This is a genomic window from Spirosoma oryzicola (assembly GCF_021233055.1).
In the GTDB taxonomy this organism is placed as follows: domain Bacteria; phylum Bacteroidota; class Bacteroidia; order Cytophagales; family Spirosomataceae; genus Spirosoma; species Spirosoma oryzicola.
In genome coordinates, this window is record NZ_CP089541.1 from 67,305 (window position 1) to 86,936 (window position 19,632).

The following is a 19,632-nucleotide window of genomic DNA, read 5'->3' on the forward strand; positions in this document are numbered from 1 at the left end:
ATTAGTCCGCCAGGGCGGTGATTACTCTGTTTTTATCGACCAGAGATGCCGATAAAAGTTGATGAATAAATGCCGGGTTGTTGCCCCAGTATAGATGCACGTACGAAGCGAAGGTGTTGCTGACCCGGTACAATTTGGTTTCGACCGGAATCCCTTTCGCATTCGTGATCGTTGCGAGTGAATCAGAAGAAACTGATTTCTGTAACGTTGAGTAATGAAATTCGTGTCCGTTCAGCGCCAATCCATTCCAGTCCACTCGGCGGTAACCAAGCGTCAGTTTCGCTGTACGCATAGACGTGGTTAGCGGTAAGGCTCCCACCATTGGAAAAACTGCGCCCTGTTTATCTTCAATGCCTTGACCGAGGTACATGAGACCACCACATTCGGCGTACGTTAATCCGCCTGATTGGCAGTAGGCCCGAATGCTTTCCCGCATGGTGTCGTTGTCGCTCAGCGTTTGCGCGTACAGTTCCGGATAGCCGCCGGGGAGGTACAAAAAATTCGTTTCGGGCAGTGATGTATCGTGCAATGGGCTGAAAAATGTAACGCGACCGAAGCGAGCGAGTACGTCTAGGTTCTGCTCGTAAGCAAACGTAAATGCCTCGTCGCGGGCTACGCTGATGCGCCGGTCCGATACAGGTTCTGCCGTAGACATTGTGGTGCGTTCTGACCGTTGGGCGCGGGTAATCGCTAGTAAGCGGTCTACATCGATTGTCTTTGGAATAGCGTCGGCAACAGTCTGAATGATGCGTTCGTAATCCGTTTCGGTAGAGATATGCAGACCAAGATGTCGGGACGGAATGGTAAATTCGGGATTTGCCGGTAGATAACCCAGCGCTTCGACGCCTACGTCCGTACAAGCCTCCGCCAGAAAGCGGTAATGCGATTCTGATCCGACAAAGTTGAAGATCGCCCCGACCAGGTTGATGCCTTTGTAAAAGTTTTTGAACCCGTACAGCAATGGAGCCACCGAGTAAGCCATTGCTTTGGCGTTGACGACCAGCACGACGGGAATAGTCAGCAATTCGGCCAGTGCTGCGCTACTGCCCTGCATTCGATTCGAGCCGTCGAACAAGCCCATCACGCCTTCGGTCACGGCCACGTTGGCACCGCTGGCATAGCGTTGATACGACTCGGTCACGTGCTCCGGCGACGCCATGAACAGATCCAGGTTGATACTTGCCGTACCGGCTGCCGTTCGGTGATGATAGGGGTCGATGTAGTCAGGCCCGCACTTGAACGGCTGTACCCGCAGGCCCCGATCCGAAAGTGCCCGTAGCAATCCCAGCGTCAGCGTTGTTTTGCCGGAACCGCTGGATGGCGCTGCCAGCAAAAAATGCGAAAATTCGTCTAGATCAGGCATGCGTTCCATTGACAACCCGTTTAAAAAAACGTCAGGCTGCATTTCGCCATGCGAACGGGAGGGGGACAGCCAGCCAGGCTATGGGTACAATAAACCCATCATTCCGGTACCCAAAAAAGGGCCGACAGTGTACGCCAAGCTTGACCGTGCTTCAGACCGCGAAAGCATTGTCAGCAAGAAAAAGGGCAGGTTTCCTGACTTGTAACATTGCTGCCGTCCTTCCCAGCCCGGAAGGCCAGTGGACATTGTTGGGCAGCAACTTTTAACGTTACGTACAGTTGCGCGACAGTTCGGATTGACACCACCGGGGTGGCCTGACCGATTCCCTCTTGATCTGCCCGTGAGCAGAACCCTTTTCCTGTTGGGGAAATGAAGTAGTTAACGTATTCTCATCAAAGGTACGGTATATTTTATACTTTTGTGGCTGTTTACGGGTGTGCTTTCTACTGGGAAGCGCTTAAAAGGGAATCCGTCGCACCGTTTCGATGGTGTAAATCGGAGCAGTCCCCGCTGCTGTATAGTTCACAAAAAGGTTCTGACTTAATTAGCCACTGTTCGACTGCGAATGGGAAGGCGTCAGAACGGAACGAGCCAGAAGACCTGCCTTGAACAAATAGCTGGAATGCTTTCGGGACGAAAAGCAACAGAGAGCATTATGCGGCACCCCTCCGGGTGTACATCGGCTTTTTGTGTGCGTTCTCCGCAGGCCAATCAATGGTTCATTTAGTAGCGCAGACGCATGATCAATCCTCTTTTGCTGGATTCACTTCTCCTCGGTGTTCAGCACTCCTTTGAACCCGACCACATGGCCGCCGTATCGGTACTGGCCTCCGAAAAAAACAAACAAGCTAAATACCATATTTGGCGTGTTATCTGGCGGTCGTCGCATTGGGCGCTGGGCCATTCGTTCACGCTGATTCTTTTTTCCTGCCTGATTCTGTTGTTCAAATCGGCGCTGTCGCTGAATATTGCCGAACAAGTCGAACTGGCCGTTGGACCGTTGATGATCTGGCTGGGCATTGTCGCCATCCGACGGAATCATCAGCAAGCGCACGAGCACGTTCAGGCGTCTCCCAACACGTCGTTCAGCCGCTCGTTCTGGGTCGGCATGGTTCATGGATTGGCCGGTACGGGAGGTGCCTGTACCGTTGCGCTGACCCTGGCCGCCCGTGACGCTTCTACCGCCGTCTGGATTATCGTGTTACAAAGCGCTGGTATCATTGTCGCCATGACCATTTACGGGTATCTGTTGGCCTTTTCGCTGACAAGGGTGGTCGATACGTGGCGGCAAACCCTCCGGCTTGTCAACTATGCCGTGGGTATCTTTTCCATTGCCATTGGTTTATTTACTCTCTGGGAATCTGTCCAGCCTTAGTCCGCTTCATCTCGTTAAACTACCCCTAATTTATAGTCAAGTGAGTCTATTTTTACGTTTAAGTACCCGTTTACGCATCAGTGCCCAAGTCATCAACCGTAGCTCAGTAAGTGGTATCGTATGTCTGCTGGCTGGTCCGGCCTGGAGTCAGTCAACGCCCCCCGACACCGTACGCAACCGGGACCTTACGGAAGTCGTCGTTACAGCTACCCGTTCGGAAGTTCGACGCGATTTGGTTCCCCAGCAGATCACGGTGCTAAGCCGACATGACATCGACCAGACACCCGCTACGGACGTTACCGATCTGCTCAAAAAACTGGCGTCTGTCAATGTTATTCAATACCCTAGTTTATCGTCGGGCGTTGGTATTCGTGGGTTCAGACCGCAGTTTTCGGGACTCAATCAACGCACCCTTTTGCTTATTGATGGCCGTCCAGCGGGTGCTACGAACCTGTCAACCATTGGGCTGAATAACGCTGAACGGGTGGAGGTTTTGAAAGGACCGGCTTCGGCACTCTACGGTTCGCAGGCGATGGGCGGAGTCATCAACGTAATTACCCGGCGTTCGAAAGGACCGGTTCACGGCAACGCCTTTGCAGAATACGGTTCGTTCCAGACGTACCAGGCGGGTGGAAATGTCGGTGGTAACCTGACGAAACGACTCGATTTCGATGCGTCGCTTAATTATTTCAAACGGGCGCAGGATTACAAACTGGGCAACGGCAATTTCTTTCGGGATAAGCTGGATGGCGATCAGGCTGTAAAAAATTACAGCAACAAACCCGCCGAAACTATCGATGATCGTAAAGATGACGGGCAGGTTCGTCCAAACACCAAACTAACGTATTACTCGGGCGCATTACGAGTGGGTTACCAGCTCAGCACCAATTGGCGTGTTGATGCGCGGGGCGAAAAATTTATTGCCAAGGATGTTGAATCGCCCGGTGACATTACCTACGGAACTACCCAATCCAGCCTGAAAGATGCCGACCGGCAGGCGGGCGAAGTTGCGGTCAGTGGTCAGGTGGGCGCGCACAAACCCGTTTTACGGGTGTTTGCTTCTGGCGAAAACAGCTTTTTCAAAACGACCAACGTTTCGGGTAAACCAGTGACGCCGTATCAATCGTCGAGCACAGAGAATCGTTGGGTTGGCATACAGCTAAAAGATAATTGGCAGTTAGGGCCACACACGCTGACGGTGGGCTACGATTACCTTGATGCCAGTACACAATCGCGCAGTTGGACCGATGCCACGACGGAGCGGGCCCCATCACAGCCTAATTATGCCATTCGCTCGTCGGCTCTTTACGCGCAGGGGCTGCTGCATGTCTACCACGATCGACTTATTCTGCAACCAGGCATCCGATACGACAACATCACGTTTGACGTAAAGGAAACGCCCCTGCTGACGACGTTTAAACCGGGTAAGGCAACAACTCCATTCGTTAGCCCAAGCCTGGGTGCCGTTGTGCGTCTGTTACCGGGCTTACAGGCAAAAGGTACAGTAGGACGGGCCTTTGTTACGCCCGATGCGTTCAATGTGGCCGGGTATTCTGAAACACGTACCTCGGCGGGTAAGATTACCATTACGACTGGAAATTCGGGATTAACCAATGAAAACAGCGTTAGCTACGACGCGGGATTGACGTTCAATCGTCCGACAACCGGTTTCAGTGCTGGGGTCACCTATTTCCATACAAACGTAAAAGACCGGATTGCGCGGGTCGTAACGCAGGTCAATGAAGCGCAAACCAACGGCGACGTGATCGTCGCGCGTGCAACGTACGTGAATGCCGCCGATTCGGAAATCAGCGGTCTCGAATATGAACTAGCGTACGATTTTGGTGCGCTGAGCAACTACCGGTATTCATTACAGTTATTCGCCAACGCCACCAGTATGTTCCGGTATACCGAAACCATCGTTGGAACGGATCGATCCGTAACGCAGCGGGACATCATGAACGTAGCCAAACAGAACTGGAATGCTGGGCTGGATTACAACTCCTACAAAGGACTGCGGGCACGGTTGCTGGGACGGTATGTTGGTCATCGGAAAGACACCGACTTTACCGACGCAGCCAACCCTGAAATTGTTTACCCGGCTTATCTGGTTATTGATGTCAGTGCCTCCATGACAGTAGCAAAACAGCATACCATTGGTGTACAGATCGCAAACCTGACGGATGAGAACTATTACGAAAAAAGAGGGTATAACCTACCCGGTCGGTCCATTTCGCTACGCTATACATTAGCGTTCTAACATTACCCGGTTATTTAGCAAAATGATGATCCAAACGCGATTGATGGCGTAGATGATCAGTAGTCCATCGGCACCGAAACGCTTCGGTGCCGATTTTGTGTTTGGAAAGTATACCGTTTTAAAACGTGAATAATGGGTTGATATAATACGTAAGTGTCTAACGATCAAAATACTAAAAGATGGTTTTTGTCATCCCGACCGATCCGCCGGTGCGGCAGGAGAGATCTTCGGATGCTAGAATAGGCTGCTCTCAGCGAAGATCCCCGCTCCGGCGGCTCGGTCCTGTATTGGGATGACAAAAAACGTTGATAATCAAAAGATTAAACGGAAGCTGAGCCATTGTTCACGTTTTTAAAAGCTTACTCTGTAGCGGCAATTCACGAAAAGAATACGCAGCCCTCATTGGTTTGTGAACCATGACGCGGTGGCCTGAATACCCGCTTCGTAAGACGTCGGCGTATAGTTGAACGCCCGCTCAAATTTTGAGGAGTCGAACTCGAACGGAAACTCATCTTGGTAATTCATCTCGTACGCTTCTTTCAGGAAAGGATTAAACCAGCCGATAAGCTTTAACAACCACTTGGGTAGCACCAGTAATTTATTCGGACGGTTCATAGCGCGAGCCGCTATTCGAACAAACTCCCGGCCCGTTAGCGCCGTTCGGGGTGTAGGCAAATGCCAGATCTGGCCTAACGCTTTCTCATGCGTCGCTAGTAAATAAAGCGCTTTGGCCGCGTCAGGGACATAATTAAACGAGCGAGGCACATCGGCGTTAATGGGCCATTGCGCCCGGCTGCCTTTTTTAAGATTGCTAAACACGTAAACACCCGGCGCACTTTTGTCCGTCACCGTTGGTCCATAGAAGTCTACCGCCCGCGCAATAGCCGCCCGGATGTGTCCTTTGCTCATTGCCTGTTCGAGGATGCGGGCCACCTCCGCCCGTACCTTCCCCTTCCGGCTGACAGGTCGGTACGGCGTTTCTTCCGTGATAGGCCCATTTACCCGACCATACATGTATACGTCATCGAAAAAGATGAGCGTAGCATTCGTTGCCTGACAGGCGGCAATGGTATTTTGCATAATGATTGGCCAGTCGCGTTGCCAGACATCCGCGTTGTAGTCGATGCCGATGAGTAGATAAACCACATTCGAACCCGCTACGGCTTGTGTCAAGGCGTTTCGGTCGAGCACGTTAGCCGCCATTGTTTCGGTTCCAGCTACGGACTTAGGGTTGCGGGATACCAGCCGGATCGTTTCACCGTTTGCTTGCAGAATGGGAATAAGAGCGGTGGCGATGGTGCCATTAGCGCCCACTAAAGTATGTACAGCCATAACCGTATTTTTTGTGGATTGACAGGTCAAAAGTAGTGGAGGCAATACCCAGAGGATTGTACGAAAACGAAACAGGGGCAACCGAAACCCAATAACCCGACGATTCGTTAAAGCTGGTATGAACACGGACGATGCAAACATAGAACAGGTTCTCCTACCCGACGAGCGGCTGACGGACGTAGTGCGACACATCTATTGCATTCGCCAATCAGCGCAAGCACCGACGATCCAGAAGCAGTTGGTACCCAACTATGAAATGATGCTGATCGTTAATTTCGGTCCGGCAATAACTGCGTCGGCAGCTGATTATACCTGGGTTGTTGAGCGGTCTGCCGTTTTGGGACCACTCAACAAGCTTCTGCGGTATACCGTCCCGCCCGACGCAGACATGATGGTCGTCGTCTTTACGCTTAATGGCTTTTATCGGCTGGTTGGTCAACCTGTTCACTCACTGCGAAGCGAAGCGGATGCCGACATCGGAATGCGGCTGAACGATGAAACTTTTGCGGAGTTGTGGGCGCAGTTAAAAGCAATGCCATCGCTGGCTGACCGGCTCGATTTGCTGAATGCTTACCTGTTGCTGCATATGGCCCCCGCCGATGAGGATGCCCGCTCGATCCTGGAGGGAGTCGTATTGTTCGACAACGTAGCCATCGATCCAGTGAAAGTCATTGCCGAAACGCGTCAGCTTTCGACCCGTTCCGTACAACTTCGCTTTCAGACCAACTTGGGGGTTTCGGCCAAAGAACTGGCTCGGTTTCTGCGTTTCAAAAAAATGGTAACCGAACTGATCACACAGTACCCGGCCCCGCCCGATTGGGCCAATCTGGTATTCGTTCATGGCTACCACGATCAGAGCCATTTGATTCGGGACTTTCAGCAATTTATGGGCCTTAGCCCCACCGAGTTTTTACAGCAACTGGCCAGTCAGGAAATCTGCATTTCGCAACCCGGTAAATATTACTAAAATCATCGGATACGCTACTTGTTTGTCAAATGGTTGTTAGCGGTGCTACACCGCAACGACTCTACTTTATACGGCTTGAACGGTAAGATAGTTTAGTTCGTCACTTTGTAGTGTGACTAGGTAGAATCTACCACCGCTCAATTGTGTAAACAAAAGCCCAAATAGCCCATGCGTAACCGTTTAATTCTTTGCTGTATTCTATTTATTGTTTGTTCAACTCATTTGGCCGCTCAGTCCAGAGCGACCTGGATTTGGTATCCGGGCGATTTTGAAATCTGGCTGAGCAATAAAATGCAGACGAAACGCACCGAACGGAATGCATTTATACCGCCCTTCTGGCGACTGTACAGCCATCAGATTGTGGTGAATTTTTCCAAACAATTGAATCTGGCGCAGCCTGAGGAAATTACGGTAGCGGTCGAAGGGCAGTACAACGTAACGATTGACGGGAAATACGTGCAAAGCGATATTCGTCGGATTACACTGCCTGCTGGAAAGCATAGCATCAACTTTCAGGTGTATAATCAGGTTAGCCCACCATCGATCTACGTACAGGGAAAAACGATTTACTCCGATCCCACCTGGACAGTAGAAGTTGTTCATAACAATTCGGCGGACAACATGCCCGGTAAGGCAACCAATGGGTATGCAGGTAGCTGGAACTTCGACGGTCCCGAGAAGCTTCCTTCCCGATACAGCTTACCGACGAAAGAAGTAAAGGCTACGTCCATAAAGCGTAATGCGCAATCGGTTTTAGTCGATTTTGGTCAGGAAACGATTGGCTTTGTTCAGTTAAAAGGATTGACGGGTAGCGGTAAATTATCGCTCTATTTCGGCGAGTCGCAGGAAGAAGCGTTGTCGGTTGATTCCTGCGAAATTCTTGATCATTACACGATAAACAGTAACTCAACTAATTTTACGGCCAGCAATGCACGGGCGTTTCGCTTTGTCAACATCGTTCATGAGCCGGGCATTCAGTTTGCCGATGTGTCCATGTTATACGAGTACCTGCCGCTTGCTCAGCGCGGAACCTTTAAAAGCTCCGACGAGCAACTAAACAAGATATGGGATGTATCGATTCGTACCCTCGAACTGAACACGCGGGAGTTCTTTCTCGACGGTATCAAACGTGACCATTGGGTCTGGTCGGGTGATGCTGTACAGTCTTACCTGATGAATTACTACTCGTTTTTCGACAATGAATCCGTGAAGCGAACTACCTGGGCGCTGCGTGGAGCCGAACCGGTAGAATCCCACATCAACACCATTCTGGATTACTCGCTGTACTGGTTTACGGGGATCTACGACTACTACCAGTATACCGGCGATGAAGCGTTCCTTAAAACCATCTATCCGCGCATGGTTACTCTGATGGACTTTGTGCTGAAGCGCAGAAACAACAATGGTATGCTGGAAGGGTTGCCCGGTGATTGGGTCTTTCTGGACTGGGCACCCATGACGAAGGAAGGCGAGTTGAGTGCTGAGCAGCTATTGTTTGCCAGAAGTCTCGAAACGATGGCGCTTTGTGCTTCGCTCATGAACGATACCGAAAAGGCCGCTTCGTATGGTCAGCTTGCCACTGATCTGAAAACAAAAATTCTAGACACATTCTGGGACCCTAATCAGCAGGCGTTTATCCACAGTCGGAAAGATGGGCAGGTAAACCGGCAGGTTACCCGCTATGCCAACATGTTTGCCACAATGTTTGGCTATCTCGATTCCACCAAGGTAAATGCTGTTACCAAAAACGTATTGATGAACGACAAGGTGCAGAAAATCACGACACCGTACATGCGGTTCTATGAGTTGGCGGCCCTGGCCGAAATTGGTCAGCAAGCCTACGTAACGAAAGAAATAAAAGACTATTGGGGGGGGATGCTCCAGGAGGGTGCTACTACGTTTTGGGAAGCGTATGATCCGAAAGAAAAAGGGGCTGCCCGTTACGCCATGTACGGTCGTCCGTTCGGGAAAAGCCTGTGCCATGCCTGGGGAGCCAGCCCACTTTATTTGCTGGGTAAGTATTATCTGGGTGTAAAACCGGTGCAGCCCGGATACGCTAATTACGTGATCGAGCCAAATTTGGGCGGTCTGCAATGGATAGAAGGTAAAGTGCCAACACCCCAGGGCGATATTGCGGTATCGGTCAACACGCGACAGATCAAAGTAAACACGGTAGGAGGGAAAGGACTGCTCCGTTTCAAAAGTGCTAAAAAGCCTGCCTGCAAAGAAGGTCAGCTAATCAGTAAAGGAAAACAAACCTTTGAAATGGCGTTGGAAGCGGGTAAAAATTACATTGTCTCTTACTCGCTACCTTAAAAATTCAGCTTTTTGTAAGCAATTCAGGTTGATGTATTGATGGGTAAATAAGCGCTGTTTACGGTGACTTATTTGCCCATCCATTTTTTAAAGTCGGTGGCTCGTTCCCGGCTTACTAGAACCTCTTCAGCGGGGCAAGGGTTGAGCGTAAGTTTGAGCTTGTGATTAAAATAAGCGTGAATTTGCTGTACCGCGTTTACGTGAACAATAAACTGTCGGTTAGCCCGGAAAAACAGGGTAGGGTCAAGCATTGAATCCAGCTCGTCCAGTGTGTAATCCAGTGAATATTTTTGGCCTCTGAAGGTGCGAAACAAAGTGACCCGGTCTTCCGAGTGAAAAAACGCAATCTCGCCCACTTCGATGGGAAGCCACTGCGACAGGTGCCGCACCAGAAAACGACGCCGGTACTCGGCAGGCTCATTTTGTCGGCGCAACTGTTCGACAAGAGAATCAATAGCAACGACCTGAATGGTTGGTATTTCGGGCTGGCGGTTGAGAAGCTGGTATTTGTGTAAACTGGCGGCCAGTTCGGGCTGTTTGATGGGTTTTAGCAGGTAATCGATGCTGTTGACCTTAAACGCTTTAATCGCATATTCGTCGTAGGAGGTTGTAAAGATGACGGGGGTCGAAATCGACGTTTGTTCGAAAATTTCGAAGCTTTGCCCATCCGCCAGTTCAATGTCCATGAAGATCAAATCAAGGGACGGTTTTGTTTGAAGGTATTCTACCGATGTTTCTATACTGGACGTTACATTGACGATTTGTATATCGGGCGCTAATTCGGCCAGCAGTTTAGTCAGTCGGAGGGCCGCTAATTCTTCATCTTCTATGATAAGGACATTCATAAAATTGTCTGGGCTAAGAATTGGGTGAGTCGATTCACGAAACTAGCCAGACCGTACAATGCACCCAGCGCGACATTGTATCAACACCCCAAAAACGCGACTGAAACGGTATAGCCCGCTACTGACCTGAAACCAGATGCAACACAATAGGCTAAACCGGAATTAAGGGCAGAGCTACGACAAACTGATTGGTTTCTTCCCGCACCGAAGGCATCGGCTGACCCAGCATTTCGTATTTCGACAGAATGTTTGCTAAACCGACGCCCGTTGACATAACACCTTGTCTTTTTCGCTGAATATTATTGCGAACGTGTAGATTGGCCAAGCTGTCGGTTTGAATCTGAACCGTCAGCGGCTTACTCTTCATAACGATGTTATGTTTGACGGCATTTTCGACGAGTAATTGTAGGGTGAGCGGAGGAATTTGGTACGATTGGAACCGCTTGTCTACCTCAATCGACAGTTGAAAACCACTGCCGTATCGAGTCTGGAGCAGGTGAACGTACGAATGAATAAAGGATAGTTCCGTCGCGAGATCGGTTAAGTTTTGTTCACTGGCCCGCAACACATATCGGTACACAGAACTCAACTCTTCGGTAAACGTTTCGGCCTGCTTTGGATCTTCTCCAATCAACGTGATTAATGAATTCAGGCTGTTAAACAGAAAATGTGGGTTAACCTGCTGTTTGAGCACATCCATCTGTTGCTGCATGTGCAACTGCTTGAGTTTGTACTCCCGCTCGGTGCTTTGGCGTAATTGATTGTAGGTGTAAATGGATTCGTGCGAGCCCGCCGATATAACGTTCGTAACAAAGCCGATCATCAGTACCCAGGGAATGGTTTCGGGTTTGTACGGATACCCCAACTGTTCGTAGAGCCAATAAAGGATTAGAATCGCGGACATCATGAAGCCGACGTACATGAGCATGGAGTACAGAAGTCGCTGGCCGAACTGATCGGGTGCTCCGTAGCAATAACGCATGTAATTCATCCATAACGTGAGCACGACAAAGATGACTGCTCCCCAGATATTGATAATAATCGTACTGTCAATGAACAGCGATTTATCCTGAAAGTAAAGCGGCCCAAAAATGATGTAATTGGAAATAATAACAGCGGGGTAAGTCAGTAAATAGATGAGAAAATTATAGCGGTCAAACGTAGCCCACTGTTTCATAGACGAGGAATTAAGCTAATCCAAAGATAAACGATGGCGGGAGCGAATCAAGCGAAAAACAAGCAGGTCAACGGGGGAAGCTGAACGTCAAACCTGCTTGTACAAACTGCTAGACGGTCAGGTAACGACGTTGTAGTTCGGCGGCAATTCCTTTCTTGACCGCCCGGCGACCTAACCAGTTCAAGACAGGTTGCAGCACGGACATCCATCCGACCAGGTAGGTGCCACTAATCATAACCGTATAGCCTAGGGCGTAGAGGCTCTTAGGCATTCCCTGCGCGGTTGACTGCCCATCTCTGGCCAGGCCATACGTAATTTGAAGGGTCTGTTCAAAACCGGGGCAGCCGGGTGCAATCCGACACTGGAAGCGGCACGACTGAGCGCTTTGATTAAAGAAGCGATGTTTGCTGTAAGCAGGTGCCGTTGCCGATTCGCCCGGTTTTAGGCGGATAATCTGGTCGCCAACCTGAATGCTTAACTCACCTTCCAGACAAGTAAATTCTTCCGAGAAATCTTCGTGGTAATGCAACGGATTGCCCCCACCCGCTGAAAGCGTTACTTCAACTAACGTGTGGTAGCCATTGCTTTCGCGGCTTGTTTCCAGAAAGATTACTTCGTCTTTGAGGATCGGGTTGATGATGGTGCGCGAAGCGGTTAAGGTCGTTGCCGATTGTTTTACGGTTTGCATGAGCTTGTTGTTTAACTGAATGACTGGTTGAACGAATACCGGCTATTCGAAACCGGCGTTGATGGGACAAATTTGCGCAGAGACCAGGCCGATTACCGAGGATGATACTACTGAAGCGGTACTTAGACCTACTGAAGTGCTTACTTCCCCGCTTTGAGCAAATTGTTGCTATTCGGGCTAAACACACGCTGCGGCCCAAGCTGAGAGTTGATGAACAAATTGGCTGAGCCGATAGTCGGCAAGCGGAAATCTTGTAGGATTCAGGTTGCCTTTCGTGGTAGTTATCGCTTTCGTTTAGTGCGCACGATTATCAGGTGCGTATTTGGCTGTGGCTATCTCAAGAAAATCTGTTAAAATCTCAATTTCTGCCGACGCTCGACCGGGGTGGACAGGATTTAGCTTTGGCTCTTCGAATACCAACACTAAACGGTTCGTCAAGCTATGAATTATCAATCCCTTCTTCGTCAGCTTTATCAGGATTTCAATGCCCGTCACATTGATGCGGTTCTCGCTCATCTGCATACCGATGTCGCTTGGCCGAACGGGTGGGAGGGGGGCTATGTAGCGGGCCATGATGAAGTCCGCGCTTACTGGCTCCGGCAATGGCAGCAAATCAATCCTTCGGTAGAGCCGCTTTCCTTTGAAACAAGACCCGATGGAGAAATCGCGATCTTGGTTCATCAAGTAATTAAAGATCTGGACGGCCAGGTGATGAGTGATGAGCAGCTCAATCACGTATATCGCTTTGAAAACGGAAAAGTGCGGACAATGACAATCGAACACTGATAAGCTGTTCTACCACTATTTTCAAATCTAATCTGACAAACGATCTCGTAGCTAGAAATAAGGACTGTTTTGAGCCGTGGAAAGCAAACTAGAGTAGACCTTGTTGAATAATGAAGTAAAGACCGACAGGAACAGAACACGCTGCGCCGTATTTTTGTCCTTCTGTTTTACCGCACTAAAACAGAAGGACAATTGTAACCAATACACAATGATGTTTTGTGGCCGTTGTGCTTGGTCATTTTTGGGTAGGCTCTTCTAGTAAATTATGGTGGATTTACGTTCAACGTCAAAAAGTAAAACTTCATCGGCTTCATTCGCGGATACAAAACCACATTACAACATCCTTGATGGATTACGTGGCGTAGCGGCAATAACCGTTGTTTGTTTTCACTTATTTGAAGCCTTTGCAACCAGTCATTTAGACCAAAGAATCAATCACGGCTATCTGGCTGTTGATTTCTTTTTTATTCTGTCGGGCTTTGTAGTCGGCTACGCCTACGATGACCGCTGGGAAACCATGACGGTAAACGACTTCATGAAACGTCGGTTTATTCGCTTGCATCCGATGGTCGTGATGGGGGCCATTATCGGAGCCGTTATGTTTTACTTCCAGGGCTGCGCTGCCTGGGACGTGTCAAAAGTATCGGTGCCTACGCTGTTGGTAGCAACCCTTATAAATGCTTGCCTAATCCCGGCAACTCCCGGCTTTGAAATTAGGGGTGTTGGCGAAATGTTCCCGCTGAATGGTCCGAGCTGGTCTTTGTTTTTTGAGTACATCGGCAACATCCTCTACGCGTTCATTATCCGTAAACTTTCCACCAAAGCGCTTGCTGTACTGGTTGCACTGGCCGGTATCGGGTTAGCCGCATTTTCTATTTGGGGACCTTACGGCGATATATGCGTTGGGTTCTCATTAACGGGGGACAACATACTCGGTGGTTCTTTGCGTCTATTGTTTTCGTTCTCGGCGGGGTTGTTGTTATCTCGCGTGTTTAAACCTGTCCACGTAAAAGGAGCATTCTGGATCGGTGGTTTATCGATCATTATTCTATCAACCATTCCTCGAATCGGTGGCAGCGAACAGTTGTGGATGAACGGTTTATACGATGCAATCTGTGTTATTATAATCTTTCCTACGCTGGTTTATCTGGGGGCTTCAGGAACAACTACAGACCAGCTATCAACCCGACTGTGTAAGTTTTTAGGGGATATCTCTTATCCGCTGTACATGGTCCATTACCCGTTTATCTATTTGTATTACGCCTGGGTTAAAAACGAAAACCTCACATTCGAGCAATCGCTTCCCGGCGCTATAGCCCTTGTTGTTGGCTCTATTCTATTGGCTTACTTGTGCTTAAAACTATACGACGAACCCGTGCGCAAGTTTTTAACGAAGCGCCTGTTGCGAGTAGGAAAATAGCCTTTATTAAAGACCAGCTCTGTTAACTGTTCCCGTCGCTTCTCATTGAATAAAATATAACTTACTGCTCGTTTGAGAATCAGTTAGTTACAGCGTACTGTTCGTTGTTTGGATAACAAAATGCACCACTAATGTAGTTACCTACTTCAAATCGGTTTGATGTAATTAAATAGTTCGATCATGGGTCAGCAACAGCTATTACAGACAGTCGCCAGTAAACTAATCGAGCGCTGGCGTTTGGTTGAAGCACAGGGACAGAAAGATAGTAGTGGTGAAGCGAGTAAGACGTTTCATCATCAGGAAGGCCAGTTTCTTGAAGAGTTAATCGATCTGGTAAATTCAGGTTTAGCGGCCCCCAATTCAGATTGGAAAACGGAAAAACAGCCGAAGGCTCCACCTATCTACTTTAGTCCCGACTCGACTTATGTAGAGCCACGCTGATCATAAGTAGCCTTTTAATGAACGGGGTACTTTGAGTGATAAATGCTCGTCAGTTGCTATGACACACAGAGGTTCACGGGCCTGATCAGTTCCTATAAAACTCGCTGTTTGAAAATTAATAATCTGATAGATAAGTAGTTATCTTATAAATTAATTATTTTTTAATGAACTAGGAATAGTTTGGCTGGGATTGCTGTTCGTTTAAAACTACTGCATCTTCAATCCCATGCAATTCCTCTCTACGAATAACAAACTTCTTCCCCGCTGTTTAGCACTCTCTTTTACTCTTATTCAGTTTGGTTGCGGATCATCGACCAACGAAGCATCAACGGCGACCGAGATTCCCACATTGCCCGTCGTTCAAGTCAAAACAGCATCAGTCACAACGTATCAGGAGTTCTCGGCCACGCTCGAAGGCCGGGTCAACGTAGATATTCGTCCGCAGGTTGAAGGCTACCTAGAAAAAATTTATGTTGATGAAGGGGCTACCGTCCGCAAAGGACAGCCGTTGTTTCGCATCGATACCCGTACGTACCGCGAGCAAGTCGGTAATGCGGATGCCAGCTTGTTGGCCGCCAAAGCAAACCTGGATAAAGCTGCTCTGGAAGTAGCTCGACTAACGCCTTTGGTCGAAAATAACGTCGTTTCGGATGTTCAGCTCAAAGCCGCGCAATCGGCTTACGCAGCGGCTAAAGCGAATGTCGCACAAGCCCAGTCAATGGTGGGTAACGCCAATGTCAACCTCAGCCGTACACTAATCACCGCACCCGCTAGTGGTTTTATTGGTCGTCTGCCTTACAAAGTCGGCAGCCTGGTCGGACGAGCCGAGTTACAGCCTCTGACGACCGTATCTGATGTACACGAAATATACGCGTACTTCTCAATGGGCGAAGTTGACTTCCTTCGGTTTACCCAACAGGCGTCCGGTGGTAGTCTGGCCGATAAGATTCGTAAGCTGCCGCCTGTTGAACTGGTGCTTGCTGATGGCAAAGCCTATGCTCAGCACGGTCGGATTGAGATGGTATCGGGTCAGTTTGACAAAACGATGGGAGCCATCAGTTTCCGGGCCGTTTTCCCCAATTCACAAGGGCTGTTACGATCTGGCATCAGTGGGCGGGTCCGCATCCCTGAGCCGCATCCATCGGCGGTGGTTATACCTCAGGAAGCGACCTTCGAACGTCAGGATCGGGTTTTTGTTTTTGCCGTTGCCGATAGCAACAAAGTGGTGAGTAAACCACTTCAAATAGCCGGAAAAAGCGGTAACTTTTACCTGATTACCAAAGGTGTAAAACCCGGCGAGCGCATTGTACAGCAAGGGCTGGATCGGCTTCGCGATGGGGATGCCATTACCCCCCGCCTTGTTGCTGTCGATAGCCTGACAACGTCCCGCGAACTGTAATTACTTCAACGAAATTCATCGTTCTGATCGGCTTTGCCCGATTGGAGCGCTTCTGGCAAAACCATGCTTAAAACATTCATTGAACGTCCGGTACTGGCTACGGTCATTTCGATTCTGCTGGTCATATTGGGTGTCATTTCTTTGGTCACGCTGCCCGTCACGCAATTCCCCGAAATTGCCCCGCCAAGCGTGCAGGTTGCGGCTTCGTACCCCGGCGCTAATGCCGAGGTGGTTGCCCGCTCCGTCGCTACCCCCCTCGAAGAGGCCATTAATGGGGTTGAAAATATGACGTACATGACATCGTCGTCGGGTAATGATGGGTCAGTAGCAGTCAACATTTACTTTAAACTCGGCACTAATCCCGATCTGGCGGCTGTAAACGTACAGAACCGGGTAGCCAAAGCCACGAGTCTTTTACCCGCCGAAGTCATCCAGGCGGGGATTTCGACGCAAAAGCAACAGAACAGTATGATTATGATCCTCAACCTGAACAGTGATGAGGACGTATACGACGAAACGTTTTTGCAGAACTACGCCAAGATCAACCTGATCCCAGAGTTACAGCGGGTGAACGGTGTCGGACAAGTGATGGTGTTCGGGGTGAAAGACTATTCCATGCGAATCTGGCTAAAACCGGATCGATTGGTGGCTTATGGCCTTTCTCCCCAGGAAGTGCTCGGAGCGATTCGGGAACAGAACCTGGAAGCGGCTCCCGGTAAAATCGGTGAAAACAGTCGGGAATCGTTTGAGTACGTTATCAAATACAAAGGCAAACTTAGCCAGCCGGAACAGTACGAAAATATTATCCTCAAAGCGAATGCCGATGGATCGGCTATTCAGCTAAAGGACGTAGCCCGGATTGAATTTGGTTCGTTTACCTACAGTGGCGATACAAAAGTAAACGGTCGGCCAAGTGTGGGTATTGCGATCAACCAGATGGCGGGTTCTAACGCCAATGATATTCAGGTTGCTATTCTAGCGATCATGGATAAGGCCAAAGGAGCGTTTCCGAAGGGAATTAATTACACCATCGGGTATAGTACCAAAACCTTCCTCGACGAATCCATCGATCAGGTTACGCATACGCTGCTCGAAGCATTTGTGCTCGTGTTTATCGTGGTGTTCCTGTTTTTACAGGATTTTCGGTCCACGCTTATTCCGGCGATTGCGGTGCCGGTCGCCATTGTCGGTACGTTCTTTTTCATGCAGCTGTTCGGCTTTACGATCAATCTGCTGACATTATTCGCACTCGTACTGGCGATTGGGATTGTGGTTGATGATGCCATTGTGGTGGTAGAAGCGGTTCACACTAAGATGGAGAAAAGCCGCCAGTCGGCGCGGGTCGCTACGTTGCATTCCATGCAGGAAATTTCGGGTGCCATTATCTCTATCACGTTGGTAATGGCTGCGGTATTCGTTCCGGTTGGTTTCATGAACGGTCCTGCCGGGGTGTTCTACAAGCAATTTGCCTTTACGCTTGCAATAGCCATCCTGATCTCGGCGGTTAACGCCCTAACGCTGAGTCCGGCACTGTGCGCATTGCTACTCAAAAATTCGCATCACGTTGACGGTGCAGCGCACAATGGTCATTCGAAGAAAGGATTTTTAGACCGCTTTTTTGCGGGCTTCAACGCCGGATTTACATCGCTGACGAATCGCTACGTTGGTGGACTACGGTTTTTGATTCGCCACAAGTGGGTCGGCTTAAGCGGTCTGGCGTTAGTGACAGCGGTAGCGGTCTGGTTCATGCGCACAACCCCAACGGGTTTTATCCCATCCGAAGACCAGGGCTTTATCGCTTATTCGCTGAAGCTACCGGCGGGGGCTTCGTTACAGCGCACGCAGAAAGTTGCGGATAAAATCGAAGGTATTCTGCATAAGACCCAAGCCGTTGAACAGCACATTGAAATTAGTGGCTTCAACATGATTGCGAACTCGGCGAGCCCGTCGTATGCAGCCGGATTCGTTAAAATGAAGCCATACGCAGAGCGGGGAGCGGTGAAGGATTTACAGCAGGTCGTTGATGCCGTAAGCAAGCAGGTTGCTGGTGTTGAAGAAGGGCGGGTAGACGTATTTACCATGCCAACTGTACCGGGCTTTAGCAATGTCGATGGGTTTGAATTGTTATTGCAGGACCGAACAGGCGGGAAGCTGAATAAGCTGAGTGCTACAGCCAACGCGTTTATTGAGGAAATCCAAAAGCGGCCCGAAATTGCCGCTGCCTTTACGACATTCGACACGGGTACCCCGCAGTTTGAACTGGAACTGGACGTAAAGAAAGCGAAGCAACTAGGCGTTTCAACCAGCGACATCATGCAAACGATGCAGGTGTATTACGGGAGTACGTTTGCGTCGGATTTCAACCGCTTTGGCAAGTTTTATCGGGTTATTGCTCAGGCTGACGCTCCGTATCGGGCTGATCCGTCCTCGCTGAACAGCATTTATGTCAAAAATGCGACGGGACAGATGGTTCCGATGACGACGTTTGTGACGCTTAAGCGTGTGTACGGACCCGAAGCCGTTACCCGAAACAATCTTTTCACATCGGTCGCTATCAACGGAATGGCTAAACCGGGTTATAGTTCAGGGGATGCGATTCGGGCAGTAGAAGAAGTTGCGAAACAAAAACTACCGGTCGGGTACACGTACGAATGGACCGGGATGACGCGGGAAGAAATTGCAGCGGGTGGCCAGTCGGGTTTAATCTTCGGACTTAGTCTCGTGTTTGTGTATTTCCTGCTGGCAGCGCAGTACGAGAGCTACATTCTGCCCTGGGCCGTCCTGCTGTCTATTCCGACGGGGATTCTGGGCGTTTTTCTGTTCATCAATCTGGCCGGAATCGATAACAACATCTATGTGCAGGTCGGTTTGATTATGCTCATCGGGCTTTTAGCCAAAAACGCCATTCTGATTGTCGAATACGCGGTGCAGCGACGGCAGACGGGTATGGGCTTATTGGCGTCGGCTTTGGAAGCATCGCGGTTGCGGCTGCGCCCGATCCTGATGACTTCGTTTGCCTTTATTGTCGGGCTCATCCCGCTTATGGGTGCAACGGGTGCTTCGGCTAAAGGAAATCACTCGATCAGTATAGGAACGGCAGGGGGAATGTTGACAGGGGTTCTGTTTGGCCTCTTTATCATCCCCGTCTTATTCGTCATTTTTCAGGGACTTCAAGAGAAGATTCGTCGGCCTAAAACCGACGAGGAACGGAAGGCGCTGGCCGAAGAAGCCTTTGCCGATAGTCCGCTAAATCGTAATTAATC

15 protein-coding genes and 2 riboswitches are annotated in these 19,632 nt (G+C 49.6%); of the genes, 10 read left to right on the forward strand and 5 right to left on the reverse strand.

What is annotated here, in order from left to right:
* Window position 1: 1 nt before the first annotated feature.
* A complete protein-coding gene (locus tag LQ777_RS26520; protein ID WP_232563461.1) occupies window positions 2–1,372 on the reverse strand; it encodes a cobyrinic acid a,c-diamide synthase CobB in 1,371 nt (456 codons plus the stop codon).
* Between LQ777_RS26520 and LQ777_RS26525 the strand changes: the two genes are divergently transcribed.
* The 3 genes from LQ777_RS26525 to LQ777_RS26535 all read left to right on the forward strand — a co-directional run bounded on the left by LQ777_RS26525 (window position 1,362) and on the right by LQ777_RS26535 (window position 4,998).
* On the forward strand, window positions 1,362–1,568 hold the full coding sequence (locus LQ777_RS26525) for a hypothetical protein (protein WP_232563462.1): 207 nt from the start codon (window positions 1,362–1,364) through the stop codon (window positions 1,566–1,568). The two genes, LQ777_RS26520 and LQ777_RS26525, sit on opposite strands and share 11 nt — an antisense overlap.
* Window positions 1,531–1,733, reverse strand: a riboswitch (cobalamin riboswitch). It overlaps the preceding gene by 38 nt.
* A gap of 45 nt (window positions 1,734–1,778) precedes the next feature.
* A riboswitch (cobalamin riboswitch) is annotated at window positions 1,779–1,985 on the forward strand.
* A 117-nt stretch (window positions 1,986–2,102) separates the two neighbouring features.
* On the forward strand, window positions 2,103–2,738 hold the full coding sequence (locus tag LQ777_RS26530; RefSeq protein ID WP_232563463.1) for a cytochrome c biogenesis protein CcdA: 636 nt from the start codon (window positions 2,103–2,105) through the stop codon (window positions 2,736–2,738).
* Between the two features lie 40 nt (window positions 2,739–2,778).
* On the forward strand, window positions 2,779–4,998 hold the full coding sequence (locus tag LQ777_RS26535; protein WP_232563464.1) for a TonB-dependent receptor plug domain-containing protein: 2,220 nt from the start codon (window positions 2,779–2,781) through the stop codon (window positions 4,996–4,998).
* 399 nt (window positions 4,999–5,397) lie between these two features.
* Here the strand turns inward: LQ777_RS26535 and LQ777_RS26540 are convergent, their stop codons facing one another.
* Window positions 5,398–6,330, reverse strand: coding sequence for an NAD-dependent epimerase/dehydratase family protein (locus tag LQ777_RS26540; protein WP_232563465.1), 933 nt, complete (start codon window positions 6,328–6,330; stop codon window positions 5,398–5,400).
* Window positions 6,331–6,448: 118 nt separating this feature from the next.
* On the opposite strand from LQ777_RS26540, the gene LQ777_RS26545 reads away from it, so the two are divergent.
* Both LQ777_RS26545 and LQ777_RS26550 read left to right on the forward strand, forming a co-directional pair.
* Window positions 6,449–7,297, forward strand: coding sequence for a helix-turn-helix domain-containing protein (locus LQ777_RS26545; protein WP_232563466.1), 849 nt, complete (start codon window positions 6,449–6,451; stop codon window positions 7,295–7,297).
* Window positions 7,298–7,465: 168 nt separating this feature from the next.
* Entirely contained in the window at window positions 7,466–9,613 is a 2,148-nt protein-coding gene (locus tag LQ777_RS26550) for an alpha-L-rhamnosidase-related protein (RefSeq protein ID WP_232563467.1), read from the forward strand.
* A gap of 68 nt (window positions 9,614–9,681) precedes the next feature.
* Here the strand turns inward: LQ777_RS26550 and LQ777_RS26555 are convergent, their stop codons facing one another.
* The 3 genes from LQ777_RS26555 to LQ777_RS26565 form a co-directional block, all read right to left on the reverse strand.
* The gene (locus tag LQ777_RS26555) at window positions 9,682–10,458 is read right to left on the reverse strand and encodes a LytR/AlgR family response regulator transcription factor (protein WP_232563468.1); all 777 of its coding nucleotides are present in this window, start codon (window positions 10,456–10,458) and stop codon (window positions 9,682–9,684) included.
* Between the two features lie 151 nt (window positions 10,459–10,609).
* Complete coding sequence (locus LQ777_RS26560) at window positions 10,610–11,635, reverse strand: sensor histidine kinase (RefSeq protein ID WP_232563469.1); 1,026 nt, start codon at window positions 11,633–11,635, stop codon at window positions 10,610–10,612.
* A 109-nt stretch (window positions 11,636–11,744) separates the two neighbouring features.
* Entirely contained in the window at window positions 11,745–12,323 is a 579-nt protein-coding gene (locus LQ777_RS26565) for a cupin domain-containing protein (protein ID WP_232563470.1), read from the reverse strand.
* A 441-nt stretch (window positions 12,324–12,764) separates the two neighbouring features.
* Between LQ777_RS26565 and LQ777_RS26570 the strand changes: the two genes are divergently transcribed.
* The 5 genes from LQ777_RS26570 (at window position 12,765) to LQ777_RS26590 (ending at window position 19,630) form a co-directional block, all read left to right on the forward strand.
* On the forward strand, window positions 12,765–13,109 hold the full coding sequence (locus LQ777_RS26570; protein WP_232563471.1) for a nuclear transport factor 2 family protein: 345 nt from the start codon (window positions 12,765–12,767) through the stop codon (window positions 13,107–13,109).
* A gap of 265 nt (window positions 13,110–13,374) precedes the next feature.
* Window positions 13,375–14,529 carry an acyltransferase family protein gene (locus LQ777_RS26575; protein ID WP_232563472.1) on the forward strand — a complete coding sequence of 385 codons (1,155 nt, stop codon included), beginning with the start codon at window positions 13,375–13,377 and terminating at the stop codon, window positions 14,527–14,529.
* Window positions 14,530–14,709: 180 nt separating this feature from the next.
* A complete protein-coding gene (locus LQ777_RS26580) occupies window positions 14,710–14,970 on the forward strand; it encodes a hypothetical protein (RefSeq protein ID WP_232563473.1) in 261 nt (86 codons plus the stop codon).
* Between the two features lie 226 nt (window positions 14,971–15,196).
* Window positions 15,197–16,369 (forward strand): efflux RND transporter periplasmic adaptor subunit, encoded by a 1,173-nt coding sequence (locus LQ777_RS26585; RefSeq protein WP_232563474.1) that lies wholly within the window; start codon window positions 15,197–15,199, stop codon window positions 16,367–16,369.
* Window positions 16,370–16,432: 63 nt separating this feature from the next.
* On the forward strand, window positions 16,433–19,630 hold the full coding sequence (locus LQ777_RS26590) for an efflux RND transporter permease subunit (RefSeq protein WP_232563475.1): 3,198 nt from the start codon (window positions 16,433–16,435) through the stop codon (window positions 19,628–19,630).
* The last annotated feature ends 2 nt before the right edge of the window (window positions 19,631–19,632 follow it).